Annotated in this window: 14 protein-coding genes and 1 tRNA gene; 9 read left to right on the top strand and 6 right to left on the bottom strand. The window is 51.1% G+C overall.

Translation table 11 applies throughout. The features are described 5' to 3' along the window. Positions 1-215: 215 nt before the first annotated feature. The 6 genes from mltG to GU926_RS06895 all read left to right on the top strand — a co-directional run bounded on the left by mltG (position 216) and on the right by GU926_RS06895 (position 5,531). The gene (gene mltG, locus GU926_RS06920) at positions 216-1,304 is read left to right on the top strand and encodes an endolytic transglycosylase MltG (protein ID WP_160690323.1); all 1,089 of its coding nucleotides are present in this window, start codon (positions 216-218) and stop codon (positions 1,302-1,304) included. A gap of 75 nt (positions 1,305-1,379) precedes the next feature. Then, on the top strand, positions 1,380-2,027 hold the full coding sequence (locus GU926_RS06915) for a DUF6624 domain-containing protein (protein ID WP_160690321.1): 648 nt from the start codon (positions 1,380-1,382) through the stop codon (positions 2,025-2,027). A 118-nt stretch (positions 2,028-2,145) separates the two neighbouring features. Beyond that, positions 2,146-2,553, top strand: a complete 408-nt coding sequence (locus GU926_RS06910; protein ID WP_160690319.1) for an acyl-CoA thioesterase — start codon at positions 2,146-2,148, stop codon at positions 2,551-2,553. Positions 2,554-2,555: 2 nt separating this feature from the next. Then, positions 2,556-3,485, top strand: a complete 930-nt coding sequence (locus GU926_RS06905; protein WP_160690317.1) for a YihY/virulence factor BrkB family protein — start codon at positions 2,556-2,558, stop codon at positions 3,483-3,485. Between the two features lie 57 nt (positions 3,486-3,542). Next, entirely contained in the window at positions 3,543-5,366 is a 1,824-nt protein-coding gene (locus GU926_RS06900; RefSeq protein WP_160690315.1) for a DUF4153 domain-containing protein, read from the top strand. An 80-nt stretch (positions 5,367-5,446) separates the two neighbouring features. Then, positions 5,447-5,531, top strand: a tRNA-Ser gene (locus GU926_RS06895). A 181-nt stretch (positions 5,532-5,712) separates the two neighbouring features. Here GU926_RS06895 and GU926_RS06890 read toward each other — a convergent pair. The 3 genes from GU926_RS06890 to GU926_RS06880 all read right to left on the bottom strand — a co-directional run bounded on the left by GU926_RS06890 (position 5,713) and on the right by GU926_RS06880 (position 8,823). Continuing rightward, positions 5,713-6,096: a response regulator gene (locus tag GU926_RS06890; protein WP_160690313.1), complete on the bottom strand. Its 384-nt coding sequence runs from the start codon at positions 6,094-6,096 to the stop codon at positions 5,713-5,715. Positions 6,097-6,102: 6 nt separating this feature from the next. Beyond that, complete coding sequence (locus GU926_RS06885) at positions 6,103-8,310, bottom strand: PAS domain-containing sensor histidine kinase (protein WP_160690311.1); 2,208 nt, start codon at positions 8,308-8,310, stop codon at positions 6,103-6,105. A gap of 180 nt (positions 8,311-8,490) precedes the next feature. After that, positions 8,491-8,823 carry a hypothetical protein gene (locus GU926_RS06880; protein WP_160690309.1) on the bottom strand — a complete coding sequence of 111 codons (333 nt, stop codon included), beginning with the start codon at positions 8,821-8,823 and terminating at the stop codon, positions 8,491-8,493. An 850-nt stretch (positions 8,824-9,673) separates the two neighbouring features. Here GU926_RS06880 and GU926_RS06875 point away from each other — a divergent pair. After that, positions 9,674-10,816 (top strand): sensor histidine kinase, encoded by a 1,143-nt coding sequence (locus GU926_RS06875; RefSeq protein WP_160690307.1) that lies wholly within the window; start codon positions 9,674-9,676, stop codon positions 10,814-10,816. Between the two features lie 184 nt (positions 10,817-11,000). Here GU926_RS06875 and GU926_RS06870 read toward each other — a convergent pair whose 3' ends face one another. Together GU926_RS06870 and GU926_RS06865 are read right to left on the bottom strand one after the other, a co-directional pair. Further along, positions 11,001-11,450 carry a 6-pyruvoyl trahydropterin synthase family protein gene (locus GU926_RS06870; protein WP_160690305.1) on the bottom strand — a complete coding sequence of 150 codons (450 nt, stop codon included), beginning with the start codon at positions 11,448-11,450 and terminating at the stop codon, positions 11,001-11,003. After that, on the bottom strand, positions 11,450-13,264 hold the full coding sequence (locus tag GU926_RS06865) for a nitronate monooxygenase family protein (RefSeq protein WP_160690303.1): 1,815 nt from the start codon (positions 13,262-13,264) through the stop codon (positions 11,450-11,452). The genes GU926_RS06870 and GU926_RS06865 overlap by 1 nt, the downstream gene beginning before the upstream one ends. Positions 13,265-14,088: 824 nt before the next feature. On the opposite strand from GU926_RS06865, the gene GU926_RS06860 reads away from it, so the two are divergent. Together GU926_RS06860 and GU926_RS06855 are read left to right on the top strand one after the other, a co-directional pair. Then, positions 14,089-14,700 carry a TetR/AcrR family transcriptional regulator gene (locus tag GU926_RS06860; protein ID WP_160690301.1) on the top strand — a complete coding sequence of 204 codons (612 nt, stop codon included), beginning with the start codon at positions 14,089-14,091 and terminating at the stop codon, positions 14,698-14,700. A 35-nt stretch (positions 14,701-14,735) separates the two neighbouring features. Then, positions 14,736-15,248 (top strand): acyl-CoA thioesterase, encoded by a 513-nt coding sequence (locus tag GU926_RS06855; RefSeq protein WP_160690299.1) that lies wholly within the window; start codon positions 14,736-14,738, stop codon positions 15,246-15,248. A gap of 104 nt (positions 15,249-15,352) precedes the next feature. On the opposite strand, the gene GU926_RS06850 is transcribed toward GU926_RS06855, so the two are convergent. Continuing rightward, on the bottom strand, positions 15,353-16,642 hold the full coding sequence (locus tag GU926_RS06850) for a TolC family protein (protein ID WP_232058458.1): 1,290 nt from the start codon (positions 16,640-16,642) through the stop codon (positions 15,353-15,355). Positions 16,643-16,648: the final 6 nt, after the last annotated feature.

The raw sequence follows: 16,648 nt of genomic DNA, 5'->3' as shown, positions 1-16,648 counted from the left end.
TGCCTTTCACAAAGCTATTCGGTTTAAGTTGGTTTGCTCCATTGCAGAATCAAATTAGATTGAACATACGCCTAAACGTGATGTTGCGTTTTTACCCTAGTTTCCAGAAAACAGCTTAAAAGCGGACTAGCTTGGTTAGCTTCCGCTTGGTGACTCCCCATTCTCCCAATCACTCAATCACTCAATCACTCATTAAATTTGTACCTTTGCAGTCTATGTCAGAATTAAATACGCCCGCTACGCCCGGACCAAGAAGGTCCCGTACGCCCAAGAAAACCAGCAATTGGACATATGCGCTGGTGCTTCTCATGTTCCTGTTTGTGTGCTTCTCCTACTACGCGTACCAGATTGTGTACACGCCCAACGTAGAGAACAAGGGAGAGCCCGTGTATGTGCTCATTCCCAAAGGGGCTACCTATGAGCAGGTCATGGATTCCATTGACTCCAAGAAAGTGATTGTAGACAAGCTGTCTTTGCGGTTCATGGCCAAACTGATGGACTACCCAGAACTGGTGAAGCCCGGCCGGTATGAGCTGAAAGACGGTTTGACTAACTATGATCTGATTGTCAAGCTTCGGTCTGGCAACCAGGATCCCGTTAAACTGACGTACACCAACGTGCGCCTCAAGAAAGACCTGGCCCAGAAGCTGAGCGGCTTCATCAACGCCACGCCCGCTGAGATTGACTCATTGCTCAACAGCCCGTCGTTTACCAAGAAGCTGGGTTTTGACACTACCACCATCCTCACCATGTTCATCCCCAACACCTATGAGATGTACTGGACCACGCCGGCAGAGCAGATGATGGAACGCATGAAAAAGGAGTATGACAACTTCTGGACCAAGGAGCGTGAGGCCAAAGCCAAGGACGTAGGCCTTTCTAAAACCGAAGTCTCTATTCTAGCCTCCATCGTGCAGGCCGAGCAAAGCATTCACGCAGATGAGCGCCCTAAGATTGCCGGTGTGTATTTGAACCGTCTGGAGCGTGGCATAGCCTTGCAGGCAGACCCAACGGTGGTGTACGCCAACGGCGATTTTAGCATACGCCGCGTCTTGAACGTGCATTTGAAAAAAGACTCGCCGTACAACACGTACATGTACAAAGGCCTGCCGCCGGGCCCCATCAACCTACCGGCCATCTCTTCTTTAGAGGCCGTTCTAAACCCAGAAGAAACAGAGTATCTGTACTTCTGCGCGAAGGAGGATTTCTCTGGCTACCACGCTTTTGCCACCACCATGGAAGAGCACTTGCGCAACGCCCGTCGCTACCAGGCCGCCCTTACCCAGCGCAACATCATGAAATAAGGTATTTCCCGTTTTTGGGCTGTTTTCTGGAAAACAGCCCAAAACGGATTTTTTGTTTCCTTCAAACCCATTTGCATGCAGCATCTTTACCGTGCGTTTTTGTTTTGTGTAGGCGTGTTGCTAGTGAGCGCCGGGTGTGCCCAGACCAAGTCAGAAAAACAGATTCCGTATGAGGTGTTGCGGGTGGAGTTGGAGCAGATACTAGATTCTGACCAGGCCGTGCGTGAGGGATTTTCTGAGGTGAAGGAAGAGGATAGAAATGCGTTCTTTCAGAAAATGCAAAAAGTAGATTCTGTGAACCAGGCCAAAGTGCTCACCATCTTAAAGCAGTACGGTTGGCTGCCGCAGAGCAAGGTAGGGCAGAAGGCCGCCGAAGGCATTTTCTTCGTCATCCAGCATTCGCCCCTGAAGGTGATTGAAACCTACCTTCCGCAGATGAAGAAACTGGCGCAAGAAGGCGAGGCCAGCAAGACCTTGGCTGCCATGATGGAAGACCGGTTGCTCATGTTCCAGGGCAAAAAACAAATCTACGGCACCCAGGCCAACACAATGGTCACTAAAGACGGGACTATGGCCATCTGGCCCATTGAAAACCCAGAGAAAGTGAACGAGCGGCGCAAAACCATCGGGTTCTCAGAGACGGTAGAAGAATATGCCCGCCTCTTGAAGGCCGCCTATAACCCAAAGGAAGAATTGCCCGCCAACCCGCATAGGTTCCAGTAAACAATATCGCATTTCCATTCTTTCTAGTATACTTGTAATCACCAACCCCGTTTTTGGGCAGTTTTACCCAAAACATGCTAAAAACGGACAGTAACTCACCGCTTAAGAAGACAGGAACGTGTTTGAATCAGAGGTACAGATAAGGGTGCGCTACGCCGAGACCGACCAGATGGGCTACGTCTACTATGGCAACTACGGCGCGTATTATGAAGTAGCCCGCACCGAGACGTTCCGGCGGCTGGGCATCCATTACAAAGAGATGGAGGCCGACGGCGTGATGATGCCCGTGCTGGAGATGCGTTGCAAGTACATACGTCCGGCACGCTATGATGACATGCTCACCATCAAACTGCTGGTCAAGGAAAAGCCCAAGGGCACGCGCATCAAGTTTGAGTACGAGGTCTACAATGAGGCGCAGGAGCTCCTGAACATAGGGGAGACCACCATGGTGTTCGTGGACATGAAAACCGGCAGGCCCACGGCCATCCCAGAGGGGATTCACGCGAAACTGGACGGACATTTTTAAGCATGAACCTGTCCCAGACCGTTCTCAGATCCAGACCTTACCGCAGGTTCATCGTCTTCTTAAAGCAACTGCGCTTTATGGAGGGCAGGGTAAGCGTCTACCATGTCATCAAGGTGATGATAGACGAGCTCAAGCTGGACTCTCTCACCAAGCGGGCATCATATATGGCGTTCAACTTTACGCTGGCCATCTTTCCTACCATCATCTTTTTGTTTACGCTCATTCCCTACATTCCGGTAGGGCACCTGGACCAGGACATTCTGCAGTTTTTAGGCGACGTGATGCCCCAGGAGATTTACCTGGCTGCCGCCGAGACCATTGAAGACATTGTGAACACGCCGCGCGGGGGCTTGCTTTCCTTCGGTTTTCTGTTTGCGCTGGTCTTGTCCACCAACGGCATCATGAGCCTCATGGACGCCTTTGATAAGAAATACAAGACCTTTAGACGCAGGACCTATCTGCGCAAGCGCGTGATTGCCACTTTGTTGACTGTGGCCCTGGCGGTGATCTTGCTCATCAGTATCAGTGCCATCTTCTTCGGGACGTACATTCTGGACATTCTGGTGTTCTATGAGATCGTCACAGAGTCTTTTACCTATACCTTGATTGTGGTGCTCAAATACGTGGCCGTGATTCTGCTGTTCTTCCTGGCCACGTCCATGATTTATTACTACGTGCCGGCCATTCATGACAAGTGGCCGTTTGTGAGCGCGGGTTCTGTGGTGGCCACGTTGCTCATCTTTCTGGTGTCCATGCTGTTCTCGCTCTACATCAGTAAGTTTGATACCTACAACAAGTTCTACGGCTCCATTGGCGCCCTCATTGGTCTGATGATCTGGCTGGACTTTGTCTGCATGATCCTCATTCTGGGCTTTGAGGTGAACATCAGCATTGACACCATTACCAAGCGGCTGGAGAAAGAGAAACGCTAGGGATTTGCGTTTTTGGGCTATTTTCCTGAAATCAGGGCAAAAACAGATTTTCCCTGCATGGCCCTGCCCCGTTTGCCCCTCAAAGAAATTGCCTTAGCCGCGTACCAGACCTTCCTGCGCTTTCCGTTCACGCTGTTGTCTGCCCTTACGGGCACCACCGTGGTTTGGCTCATCATAGAACGGAATAGCCGGCAGGAGAGCATTCTGCCTAAGCTGGCCATCGTCTCGGCGCTGGGGTTGATACTGTTCTTCGTGCTGGAGTTGTACTCAGAAAGAAAGGGCAACCACCCCAGGCTGCGCTGGTTGCTCATGGCGCTGGGAGTTGCGCTGTTAACGGGGTATTATCTGTTTCTGCCGCCGGAGCCTGCCTTTAAAGAGGTCATGCGGTACATGCTCCTGATGATTGCCCTGCACCTGGCGGCTTCCTTTGCCGCCTTCCTGAACCGAGGCATAGAAAACGGTTTCTGGCAGTTCAACAAAAGCCTTTTCCTGCGGCTGCTCACGGCGGCGCTCTATTCTGCCGTGCTGTATTTAGGGCTGGTGCTGGCTATTCTGGCCTTTGACCAACTGTTTGACATAGAAATCAGCTCTAAGGTATATTCTAGGCTGTGGATCTTCATGGTGGGCGTTTTCAATACCTGGTTCTTCTTGGCTGGCGTGCCCAACCCCAATGACCTGGAGCGCGTCACTGATTACCCCAAAGGCTTAAAGCTGTTCACGCAGTTTGTGCTCCTGCCGTTGGTGACCCTATACCTGGTGATTTTGTACGCGTACATGGGCAAAATTCTGGTGCAGTGGGAATGGCCGCGCGGCTGGGTGAGCTACCTGGTGCTGGGCTTCTCTACGGCAGGCATTTTCTCCTTGCTGTTGATTCATCCCGTGCGGGAGACAGAAGGCAACCGCTGGATCAGGACCTTCGCCAAATGGTTTTACCGGGCCCTGTTTCCGCTTCTGATTCTCCTGCTGCTGGCTATCTGGCGCCGCGTGCGCGACTATGGCATCACGGAGAAAAGGTACATTGTGCTGGCACTGGCGCTTTGGTTGTTGGCGGTGGCCGTGTACTTTTTGTGGAGCCGGCAGAAAAACATCAAGTTCATTCCCATGACTTTGGGTGCCATTGCCTTTCTAGCCGCTTTTGGGCCCTGGGGCGCGTTCTCCGTCTCGCAGCGCAGCCAGACCAGCCGGTTGGAAACGATCATGACCCGCCACCAATTGCTGGTAAACGGCCAGGTACAGAAAGTGAAGACCCCCGTTCCAGATTCAGCGGCCGCTGAGATCACCTCCATTGTAGAATACCTAGGCGAGATGCACCAATACGCCTCTGTGCGGTCCTGGTTTGGCGCCCCCTTGGACTCCTTGTTTGAAGACAGGCCCCAATATGGATTACGCGCACCGTTCACCACTGATGTGCTGGCCCTCATGGGACTGGAATACACGCGTATGCCCCAGGGCACCGAGGCGATGGATGCCAATTATTTCTCTCTCAATGCCAACAAAGCAGAAGTGCAGCTCATTCAAGGCTATGACTACCTGGTCAGCTTAGACGATTACTCCTTCATAAGAGACCAACGGGAGGAAGAATTTAAAATTGGGCAGGAAGTTCTCAAGATGGTGGTGACCGAGAAGGCCAATGAAGTGCAGTTTATGTTTAGGCAGGAGACCGCGCGTTTTTCATTGGACAGCCTAGTGCAGGTGCACAAAGGACAAGCCAAACAATATGGTGCGCCCAGGCAATTGCCGGCTAACGAGTTGTTCTTCAGGGAGGAAGGAGAGCGGGTGGCCTGGGCGCTGCAAATTACCAGCCTCCAGGCCGAGAAAAAGAAGGGCAAGTTTTACTTGAGCAATCTGCAGGGCAGACTCTTGTTGCGGCTTAAAAAGTGAGGTGGTACGTAAAAAAGTGAGATTTTTTTTGTCTAGCTCTTGACTCATACCGGTGCAAGGCTTACTTTTGTATCACATTTAGAGAGATGGCAGAGTGGTCGAATGCGGCGGTCTTGAAAACCGTTGACCTTTGCGGGTCCGGGGGTTCGAATCCCTCTCTCTCTGCAACAAAAGCCTCGTTGGAAACAACGGGGCTTTCTTGTTTTACACCAGTCAGGTAGGTGCCGTCCCCAATGAGAACGTCCATTGTTATTTTAAAGACGGCGCGCAGGCGTTCACGAATCCTCCCCAGAAAGAACGACTGCCTTCATCATTGGACAATGGTACCTAGTAAAGAAGCAAAGCTTTACTCTACTTTCTCTGCCAGCAGCACTTCAATGTCATCTTCGGTAATGGGCTTGTGTAGAAAACCGCTCACCAGCGGGTGGCGCTCTGCCCGGGTAGAGTCAGAGAGGTCCAATGAGGAAGTGAGAATGTAAATCCGGCAATGGTGGTCGTATTCCTCCACCAGCGGGGCCAGGGCGTCCATCACTTCCCAGCCATTCATGACGGGCATGTTCAGGTCCAGCAGTATGATGTCCGGGGCTTGGGCCACCGGGCGGTGTAGGAGGGAGTGGACGGCTTCTTCGGCAAACTGGAACGTTTCTGTGTCTGTGACGCCTTTGGCCGCAATCAAATGCTGTGTCAGGAAAATACTGATAGGATCATCATCTATGATGCAAAATTTCATATCAGGCTATTTAAGGTGAATAAGAAAGGTGGTGCCTTTGTTCACTTCGCTAAAGACTTCTATCTGGCCGCCCATGGATTCTACGTGAGTTTTCACAAGAAAGAGGCCAATGCCTTTGCCTTCTGCGTTTTTATGGAAACGCTTGTACAGCTTGAAGAGATGCGGCTCCACTCTTTTCACGTCAAAACCCAGCCCGTTGTCTGTAAAAGAGACCGTAGTCTGACCACCTTCCTTCTGTTCTGCCTTCACCTCAATCTGCAGGGCCCGGTCTGGCGATCGGTACTTGATAGCATTGGACAGCAGGTTGTAGAAAATGCTGAACAGGTAAGCCTCATTGCCATTTACGCACAGGTCTTCTGGCACCTGAGTAATCAAGGTGGCCTGGCTGGATTCTAGCGGTTCCCGTAAGGCCGTTGCCATCTGCTGGCATTGCCGGGCCAGGTTCACCTTCTGCTGCTCGCTGGTGTTTTTGTGGTCCCGAATGGAAAGAATCAGGTTGAGGTCTTTTAACACGCTGTCTATCTGAATCACGCTGGTTTTGAGCTTGGCCAGGGATTCATTGAAGATGGCTGTGTCTTTCTCCAGATTGAGCAGCAGCGCCGCCAGCCCCAGCGCATTGGCCACCGGCGCCCGCAGGTTGTGTGACACAATGTAGGTGAACTGCTGCAGATCGCGGTTCTGTTCATACAACTCACGCGTGAGCAGCATCTGTTCCTTCTCTACTTCCTTCCGGTAGGTGATATCCGTTTGGATGGCAATGTGCTTGATGATCTCGCCTTTGTCATTGAGGACGGGCGTGAAATCAATGTTGAACCAAATAGATTCACCAGTCTTCTTGTAGTTGAGGATTTCCACGGAGAACGGCACCGGCTGCGTCATTTTCTCCCTCATATGGAAAACCGTAACGGCATCTGTGTCCTTGCCAAGCAACAGGTTGCCCGGCCGCTGACCAAGGATGTCTTCTGCCGTGTACCCGGTGAGGTAGGTGAAGCCGCCATTCACCCACTCTGTTAATCCCTCAGCATTCATGATGACCACGCCATTGGTGGTTTTGCTAGCCACCAATGAAAGTTTCTCCAGCTCTTGACGGGCCAAATCCCTATCTGTGACGTCTTTCAAAACAGAGTATACCCCGGTAATACCCGTTGGCTGCACTACCGGAAGCTTGGATACTTCAAACACTTTCAAGCCAAACGGTGGAATGTCTGCCTCTAAGGTAAAGGATACGTTCTGACCACCTGCGGCTTGCTGTAGAAAGCCCTGGCATTGCGCAGCTGCCTCTACAGGTAAAAACTGGGAGAACGTACAATGCAGGATTTCTTCCTTGGTAAGGTTAAAATATTGCAGAAAAGCGGGATTGGCGTCCAGAATCTTCCCATCCTTGCTTTCAAAGACAATCATATCTGGGCTGTTGTCAAACAATGACCTGAAATGCTGCTCTCTTTCCTGAAGCCGCTGCTTGCTCATGACACGCTCCGTCACGTCACGGGAGGTGAGCACCAGGCTATTCAGATACGGGTGATCCAGGTAGTTGGTAGCAGTGGCTTCCAGCCATTTGTACTCCCCGGTGCTGGTTTTAATCCTTATGTCAGAAATATGAACTTGCTTGTTTTGGCTTAACTGCTGCAGGGCTTCTTGGGCTATGGGCACGTCCTGGTGGTGCAGAATGTCAAACACACTTTTGCCTACTAGGTCTTCTGGCGCATAGCCCAGTATTTTGTCTGTGGAGCCACCGCTGTACGTGAAAATAGCATTCTGGTCTAGCAGGGCCAATAGGTCTGCGCCTTGCTGGGCCAGAACCTGATGCATCTGGTTCTGCCGGCGTAACTGCTCTTTGACTTCCTGCTGCAGGGAAATGTCACGTCCTACGCAGTACAAGGCGCTATCCTGGGCTGACCAAACCAAGGTCCATTCTACTGGAACCGGCCTCCCTGATTGATGGAGTAAATGATTTTTTAAGAAAGGGCTGGACGAAGAAGCCATGTCTTTGCCTGACAGAAGGCCTTGCACAATTTCTATGGTATCTGCTGCCTGTTGAGGCGCCAGAAAGGAGCAATAGGTTTTTCCCAGCATCTCTGCTTGCTTGTAACCAAGCATAGGAAAGCAGGCCTCGTTGACAAAAATAATTTGTCCGTCCTGGTCAATGCTGCAGAAGAGGTCTCTGGTAAGTTTGCTAAGTTGGGCCAATTGACTACTTGAAGGGGGGTGCTGCATGTAGGTACTTGGTTATGAAAAAAGTAGTATAAAATGTTTGATATGGGTAAAGCAAGTAAGTAGTGCCATACAAGGTAAAAATTAGCCGCTTAATTGCTATAGGGTAATTCAAGTTTCATAATGATGTTCTGTCAAACAGGTAGTCCTTCTGGCGGGCAGGTTTCCAGGCAAATGCTGGAATTACCCGCTCTTTAACTGCAGGAAAAGCTCCAGCGAAACACTGGCCTCCCTTGCCAAATGTTCCTTTGCTTCTTCCTGAGGAAGGGCTTTGCCTTGTTGCTGAGCCAGTTTTAGGAGGGCCCAGGTACGCCGGGTAAGCTTGGCATCCTGCGGTTTGAGCAAGAGCCAGTTTTCCAAAAGTTTCACCGCCTCCTCCACGTACAGCTCTATGTCACTTACAGGGTAATGGTGCGCATCATAAGCCTCTCTGCATTCAGAAAACAGCTGGTATAAAGCTTCAAGTATAGATTCTTCTTTCACGGGGATTTTCTTCTGTCCTAGCGTCAGAAGCATTCTCTGGTATTAAAAATTGGATACTAATGAGAGATAAAAGTAAAAGTATGGAATCCGATATAGGTAATAGTTAATGTAGTGAAATGTAAAGCTAGCTAGATTAGTTCATAATGCATTGCCCTAATTGGTAATTGTTTGAAGTGTCAAATACAAAAACCACTAAGTGCAATTAATAGGCAAATTCATAGAGTGAATGCGGTAATTTGTCTAATAGGGGCTTTAAAATTGATTTCTTTCATGTGTTGCATTCTGCCTTTCAATCAATAGTATCAGTTATAACTGGTACGTGCGTTTTTAGCATGTTTTGCTGAAAATAGGCCAAAAACGAGAAGATGGTCTCTGGTTAGTTTTGCTTCTGTAGTTTACATTAGCGCAGTATGGATTATTAAAATTGGATGCAACCAGTATGGAAGGTGGTAAAAGGCTGGGTGCCTAGCTTTCATGACATAGTAAAGGCGGTGATAAGTGGATGTGGTTAAAATGCAAGTATATAAACTGAATGATTTGTATTGCAATCCAAAATTATAGGGTGATAGGTGTTTTGAGGTGTATTTTGTTTTATAAAACTTGTAATTAAGTATGAAAAGCGAAAGAAGGTTTGTTGTAAAAGTTTTATTTAGGTAATTAGCCAAGCGTATGCCGTTGAGCCCAGGAAGATTTTAGCTGGTAATGGCTGCTTTGTCTGCAGCAATTACGGTAATAGTGGCATTTTTTTCAAAGTGATGGTGTTGGCGCTGCCTCCTTTTGGTAGACCTTATCTTGACTTGCTAAAGAGCCAGAAACGAAGCGGCTGTATAGGGAGTAGGCAAACTGCTTGCCTTTAATGGGCATATAGGATACACTCGTACACATGATTATTAAACCATCCCCCATACCCTCTGGCTTGCCTTTACTTCCTGAAGAAGAAGGAGGGGCAGACCTTGAGTCTTATAAGAAATCTGAATCCCCTGAAGCCATCGTCTTGGCCCACTTGGCGCAAGGCTTTCTGTTATTGGACGGGCAGTTTCAGGTGCAGTGGGCCAATGAGGCCTTCCGGCAGATGGCAGACACTGCCGTGCCCGGTCAACCGTTGGCTGCCCTTTGGCAGGAACTAGGGGCTGCCTCTGCTGAACTGGAAAAACTGCAGCAGCAATTAGAGGCGGGCAAGCCGGTCTCAGAAGAGGTGCAAGTGCTAGGCAACCACTGGTGGGCGCTGGAGATAGTGCCCGTTCCCAACGCAAACGGCCCGGTAGAACAGTATGCCCTATCTGCCAAAGACATCACTTCCAAGAAAAAAGAGGAACTGGACCTGGTAAAACTCACCGAAGACCTCTACCGCCAAACCCGCGACCTGCAGCAGTTCACCTACATCGTGTCCCATAACCTACGGGGGCCGGTGGCCAATGCGCTGGGCCTTTCCAACCTTTTGAGCCGCCTGAAGAAAGAAGATGCTGGTTTTGATCCTTTGGTAAGCCAGGTAAAGTCTTCTGTGTTTCAACTGGACACCATCATCAAAGACATCAACCTGATTCTCTCCATCAAAGACAACCAGGACACGGTAGAAAAGGAGCCTGTGCGCTTAGCAGACGTATGCCAGCAGGTCATCTCCAGCTTGCAAGAGTCTTTGCAGAATTGCGGCGGTACGGTGCAGGTGCAGATTCCCCAAAATTATACTTTGGCTGCCAAGAAGGCGTATCTCTACAGCATTGTCTACAACCTGCTGTCCAATGCTATCAAGTACCGGTCAAAGGAAAGGCCGCTGGAAGTCTCCATTTTCTGCGAGGCCGCTGCCTCGGGCGGTACCATCATCCAATTCGCGGACAACGGCTCTGGCATGGACTTAAACAAGGTGAGGGATGACGTCTTTACGCTGTACAAACGCTTCCATAGAAATATTGAAGGGCGGGGCATTGGTCTCTTCCTCGTGAAAACTCACGTAGAATCTTTGGGGGGCCACATTGAAATAGACAGTGCATTGAATGTGGGCACAACCTTCACGCTGCATTTAGACTAAGCAAACCTGAGCGATTGTTTGAATGAATTTGACTTTACCTTTTCGTTTAAAATCCTCTCAGCCAGTGCAGGCCTAATTCAAGCGCAATTTTCTATTTCATCAGTTCAAGATAAATCCCGTCCGTTTTTGGCCTGTTTTCTGGAAAACAACCCAAAAACGGACGGGATTTATTTTATGAGCTGCCTTAGAGATTGTCAGCGGCGTGCCATTCACCATAGGCGTTTTCTGTTTCCCAGAGTTTTAGGCTGTGCAAGGAAACGTTTTGGGGCAGATGCGGCAACAGCTGTTCCTTTATATACAGCAACATGTGCTCACAAGTGGGTTGCCAGGGAGTAAGCAGGAGTTTATGCCCCTGGTGCTGGAGTACCTCAATCAGGGCAGGGGCGCTGTCCTGGAGCAAAACCAGGGCATGGTCAAACTTCTCCAGTACGTGCGTCGTCACCAGTTTCTTCAAATCCCCGAAGTCCAGGACCATGCCGTTTTTGGGATGCTGCTCTTCCTGCAACGGCTGGCCCAGCACGGTCACCTCCAGCTTATAAGAATGGCCGTGAACGTGCCGACAGGCACCGTCATAATGGGCCAGGGCGTGCGCGGCTTCAAACGTGAAGCGGCGGGTGAGTCGTATCTTGTCCATTATGAGCGAACGCGTACCAGGGCGGCATCCAGCAATTGGTCTTCGGCTTGCAGTAGTTCTTCCAGCATGAGCACGCGGCGCTCCAGTTCATCTTTGCTGAAAAGGGTGGGCAGCTGCTCCTTGTAGTATTGTATGCCCTGGCGCAGGTTCTGCCAGAAGGTCTGGAGGTATTTTTCCTGCTTGTCGGTGAGGGTTTCCAGCTGTTCGGCCTTTTTATTCGTCCAGTAGTCTATGTACAGCTTTAGCTCATTGATGAACATATGCGGCCGGTAGGTCTGGTTAAGAGCGTTGAACCGGCCATAGATATGGTCTACCATTTCCTGTAGCTTAAAGATACCGGAGAAGAACGCCAGGTTGGGCCCAGGGCAAATGGCCACGGGCCGACTAAGCGCTTTCTTGCCCAGGTTGTACAGCAATGTAGCCGAGTTGGCCAGTCCTTCACAGAGACATTCCTTGGCCAGAACCTTGGTTTTTTCTGCCTCTAACACCGCCGGGGCCAGGTCCTGCTGTTGTAATTGGTCAAGTTTGCGGCGCTGGTATTTTCTGGAAGCCGTGCACAGCGGCTCTTCGCCGAACTCTGTGTTGGAAACCAAGTGCTTTTTGATGCAAGGGCTGCCAGGTTTGTCTTTAGCGATGCGCGCCTGGGTAAGCTGTTCGCTGGTGGTACTGCGCAAAGCGTTGAATGGCACACCCAGCGGTGAAATGGGGCTCAGGTACAGGTCTTTGGCCGTGGCATTCACCAGTTGGGTCAAGGTGAGCGCGTCTACGGTGCTGGCCTCTGGCACCAGCAGGAACGGGGTGCCCCAGCCGGTGGCGTTTAATCCGTAATGTTCTAATAAGAATTTATGCTCGGCAGCTGTGCCAATGCCGCCCTGCGCCGTGATGCGCTGCTGAGGTGCGTGCGTAGGTGTCGCCACGCCCTTGGTCTGGAGCGCCTGTTGGCACATCGTCCAAAGCTCAGTGGCTAGGTTGTCGCGGTTGGTCTTGAATTCCTCTAGAATGGGGCCCATCAGCAAGCCGTCAGTAGCGAAGGCGTGGCCGCCGCAGTTCAAGCCAGACTCAATCCTGAACTCAGAAACCCAGATGCCTTTCTTGGCCAATAGTTTTCCCTGCACCGCCGCAGACCGGTAATCGCTGACTTTGATGATGACCTGCTTCTCCAAATTTCCCTGAGCATCCGGCTGAAAACACGCAAACTGTTCCAAATAGCCAAACAGCCTTGGGTTCATGCCCGCCGAAAACACGATAGAGGAACGCAAGGTGCTGTTGGCAAAGCCTCGTAGGGCCGCCAGTGCGTCTGAGTATTCTGAAGGAAGCGCTGAACCGTCTGCGGCATAGTTGGTCTTGTCCACCTTGGTCATGATGTTCACGTCTATGCTCCCCGGTACCAGGGCCTCGCGCAGCTGGTCTTGCAGGTATTGGCGGTAGGGCTCGTCTGTGGTCTGCAGCATCTGGTCATACAGCACGCGCAGGGGAGAAGCGTTTGGCAGCATCTCAAAGTACTTGGTGAGCTGCGTGCCGGGGGCAAATTCTTCGGCCTTTACTTTTTCCAGCTGCTCCTGCACCAGCATGTCTACCAGGTTTAAGTAGGCTGTGACACGTTTGGCGCGGTAGTCTTCTGTTTTATCAGAAATGGGAGTAAAGGTTTTTTGGTACAGCGCGGCATAGTACTGCCGCATTTCTTCCAGCAGGCGGTCATCTGCCAGAGACAGCACCGAAGAAATGCCGTACCGCGCTACTTTTAAAGGAGAATCTATGGAAAAAGCCAGTCCCATAACCGGGATGTGGAAGGAATGCGGAGAAGGAGTTGCCATGGTGTTCAAATTACTTGGTAAGGCCTCAGGTTTCCTGAAACTGCGCACAAGGTAGGCGACCTCCTTGACCAGATGAATGAGCAACTGCTTTATGGTGGATGACGCTGGTCATTGCACAAGACCATGATTCTGCTAAGGCTTCTGGCTTGCGTTGTTAAGCAGGGAGATGTTATCAGATGCAGCTGCGTCCAGTATTTATATGGATGAAGGGAACGCTTCAACTGCACCACTCGTTTTTAGCCTATTTCCCAGAAATCAGCCCAAAAATGAAGGATTGTTGATTATCAATTGCTGATTGTCAATTGATTTCATCTGCTTTTGTAACCCCCCCCTTCGCCCCCCTCAAGGGGGGAATTGGTGCGTTAGGCCAAGGCCTTTACTAAACGTACCAGTTCCAGTCTTTCCGTCGAGTCGCCTAAGCAGGTTGCCGCCTCGGGTTAGAACGGCGACCACTACAAGGCAGAAGCAGCTTGGCCACCAAAGGAGCATCCACGCAGAGGAGGCAAGCTGGTACAGCGCGAGGGGGCAAGACGGGGCCTCGCGGCCGCGAGCGCTTAGCAGATAAAATGCAACAAGACAGCATAAGGGCACCGGAACAAGCGGCATAGCTCAGGAACGGCCAACGGAAGCGCACGGCAGAAGACCAGGGAAGCAAATCCACGCCATAGACGGCACTTTGACTCAAGGCGCGGGCCCCGCCATCCTCCCCTGCCCCCCTCCGAAGGGGGACGCAAAAGGAAAGGTTCTTCAAAAGCCTACTCATGCCTTGAATACATTTATAAATCGATTTGGATAAAATATACCAAATGGTTTATTTTGTATCCATGAAAGCGCCATTAACCCCCAAAGCAGAACAAACCCGCCAGCACATCATAGAGCAGGCAGCAGTGTTGTTTAACCAAAAGGGCTTTGCTGGCACCTCGTACCAGGACTTGATAGAGGCCACAGGCGTGACCAAGGGCTGCTTGTATGGGCATTTTGCCAGTAAAGAAGAACTGGCAGTAGAGGCTTTTGAATATGCTGCGCAAATCATCATTGACCGGTTGGGCGAGGCCATGGCGCCGCATGACTTGGCCAGCAACCGCCTAAGAGCCCTCCTTGACTTTTACCGTACGTACCTGTCCCATCCAATTCTGGCGGGTGGCTGCCCCGTGCTCAACACGGTGGTAGAGGCAGATGACAACCAGCCGGCCTTGCATGCGCGCGTGGTAGTGGTGCTGAACCGATTGCACAAGGGCGTGTACAAACTCATTGAACTGGGTCAGGCGCAGGGTGTTTTCGCCTCAGCGGCCAATGCGCAGCACATTGCCACGTTTGTGGTGGCCACGGTAGAAGGGGGTATCCTGTTAGGGAAAGCCTACAATGACTCAGGACCGCTGCAAACGGTATTGCAACAGCTGGAGCGCTGGCTGCAGCAAGAACTAGGAGATTTTTAATCAATATAATTATAATTAGCCTTATCCTTTGAACTATGATAGAATCAGCCACTTCCCCCAGACCTGTGGTCTTAGAAAGCCAGACCCGCATAAGGTTTGACCATTGTGATCCGTTTGGGCACCTGAACAACAGCGCCTTTCTCAACTACTTCCAGAACGCCCGCGAAGACCAGGTAGAGGAAGCCTATGGATTGGACATTCACGCCTTCTTCCGGAAGACCGGTCGCGCCTGGGTGGTGGGCCAGAACCAGATCGTGTACCTGCACCCTGCAATGGTACGGGAGTTGGTGACCATTCAAACCAGCATCAGAGCGGTGTCAGATTCCAGCATGTTAGTGGAGCACGTGATGTTGGATGAGAAAAAGGAAAAGCTGAAGGCCGTCCTCTGGACGAAGTTTGTGTACATAGACGTGCGCAAGACCGCGCGTGCCACGCATGAGCCAGAACTTATGGAGCTGTTTGATGAAGTGGCGGCCAAGGAAGAAACTCCGCCGCTGTTTGAAGAACGTGTGAAGCAACTAAGAGAAGCTCACAAGGCCATAGCGTAAATAAAAAGCCCCAACGTTTTCGCTGGGGCTTTTTATTTGGTTTATCGTTTTTGGGTTGTTTTCTTGGAAATAGCCTAAAAACGGTTTTCAGAATGTAGACGGTTTTACAAGGTCAGGTTGCCGGCGATCTCCCGTAGGCCAATTTCACCTAGCTTGGCCTGGTATTGGGCATTGCTGTAGCGCACGGTGGCGTTTACGTAGTTGAGTTGGGCATCGCGCACTTCTACCGTGGTAATGCTGCCCAGGCGGTACTTCTCCAGGGTAATGTCCAGGTTCTGGCGGGCTATGCGGCGGTTGTTCTCTTCCAGGCGCACCAGCGTCAGGTTGGTCAAATACGTCTGATAGGCCGCTGCCAGCTGCGCTGATATCTCTTGGTTCACCTGTTCAATCTGCAGCTGCGCGCTCTGTACCTGAATGCTGGCATTTTGCTCGTTTCTGCGTTGGTTAAACCCATTGAAGATGTTCACTGAAGCCGAAGCGCCATAGTTGAGTCCGTTGCCTGTAGACAAAGTACTAAAGCCCAGGGCAGATCTGTTTCGGTTGAAGTTGTAGCCCGTGTTCAGGTTAACGGTAGGGAGACGGGCTGCCCGTACCTGGTCGGCTTGCAGTTCAGCAATGCGCCTGTTCAGGATGGCCGCTTTTACGCTGGGGTTTTGCTCTTGCGCCTGGTTAGACAGTTGCCCCAATGTTAGGTTGCCGTCAATGTCAAAATTATCCGTGACCCTAAAGGTAGCATTTACATCGCGGGCCATGATCTGGTTCAAACGTATCTGGGTGTTCCTGTACAGGTTCTTCTGGCGTAACAGGTTGGTGGTGTCTGTGTTAAAGTCTACCTGGGCGTTGAGCAGCTCCAAGCGGGCGGCCTTGCCAATCTCAAAACGGTTTCGGGCGGTTTCTACGCGTAGTCTGGAGATGACAATGGCGGTGTCATAGGCCTGTAGCTGAGCCTGTTGCTGGGTCAGTTCAAAGTAAGTGCCCATCACATCGCCTACGGTGGTAAGAACCGCCTGCTGCAGATTGGCTTCGCCGAGTTTCTGTAGTTCCTGCAGCTGCTCATAGCGGGCAAACATGGCAAAACCATCAAACACGGTCCAGGTCAGGCCTACGCCGTAGTTCAGGGTGGAGCCGCGGCCCCAGTTCACTTCATTCACCTGCCCGTCTGCCCGGGTCTGGGAGCTGTTCTGGAGGGTGTTGTTGTTGGTGATGGTACCCGTCACCGCCGGCAACATGCCCGCATTGCCCCGGCTTACGTTATTTTTGGCAATCTCTGTGTCATTGGCAGACAGCTTGATGTTGTAGTTGCGCTCCAGGGCAATCTTTACCGCGTCTTCCAGCGTGAGTAGTTCCTGGGCTTCGGCTTGGCCTGCTCCCAGAAAACCGAGAAGCAGCGCCAAGGCAAA

The organism is Nibribacter ruber, from assembly GCF_009913235.1.
In the GTDB taxonomy this organism is placed as follows: Bacteria; Bacteroidota; Bacteroidia; order Cytophagales; family Hymenobacteraceae; genus Nibribacter; species Nibribacter ruber.
The sequence above is the reverse complement of the archived record's forward strand: the minus strand, read 5'-3'. Positions and strand labels throughout refer to the sequence as shown.

Bases quoted from the DNA above. Each gene is read 5' to 3' on its own strand.
- GU926_RS06915 (WP_160690321.1), top strand. From the start codon at position 1,380: ATGCAGCATCTTTACCGTGCGTTTTTGTTTTGTGTAGGCGTGTTGCTA.
- GU926_RS06885 (WP_160690311.1), bottom strand. From the start codon at position 8,310: ATGCAGCACCCCCCTTCAAGTAGTCAATTGGCCCAACTTAGCAAACTT.
- mltG (WP_160690323.1), top strand. From the start codon at position 216: ATGTCAGAATTAAATACGCCCGCTACGCCCGGACCAAGAAGGTCCCGT.
- GU926_RS06880 (WP_160690309.1), bottom strand. From the start codon at position 8,823: ATGCTTCTGACGCTAGGACAGAAGAAAATCCCCGTGAAAGAAGAATCT.
- GU926_RS06875 (WP_160690307.1), top strand. From the start codon at position 9,674: ATGATTATTAAACCATCCCCCATACCCTCTGGCTTGCCTTTACTTCCT.
- GU926_RS06870 (WP_160690305.1), bottom strand. From the start codon at position 11,450: ATGGACAAGATACGACTCACCCGCCGCTTCACGTTTGAAGCCGCGCAC.
- GU926_RS06905 (WP_160690317.1), top strand. From the start codon at position 2,556: ATGAACCTGTCCCAGACCGTTCTCAGATCCAGACCTTACCGCAGGTTC.
- GU926_RS06900 (WP_160690315.1), top strand. From the start codon at position 3,543: ATGGCCCTGCCCCGTTTGCCCCTCAAAGAAATTGCCTTAGCCGCGTAC.
- GU926_RS06865 (WP_160690303.1), bottom strand. From the start codon at position 13,264: ATGGCAACTCCTTCTCCGCATTCCTTCCACATCCCGGTTATGGGACTG.
- GU926_RS06860 (WP_160690301.1), top strand. From the start codon at position 14,089: ATGAAAGCGCCATTAACCCCCAAAGCAGAACAAACCCGCCAGCACATC.
- GU926_RS06855 (WP_160690299.1), top strand. From the start codon at position 14,736: ATGATAGAATCAGCCACTTCCCCCAGACCTGTGGTCTTAGAAAGCCAG.
- GU926_RS06890 (WP_160690313.1), bottom strand. From the start codon at position 6,096: ATGAAATTTTGCATCATAGATGATGATCCTATCAGTATTTTCCTGACA.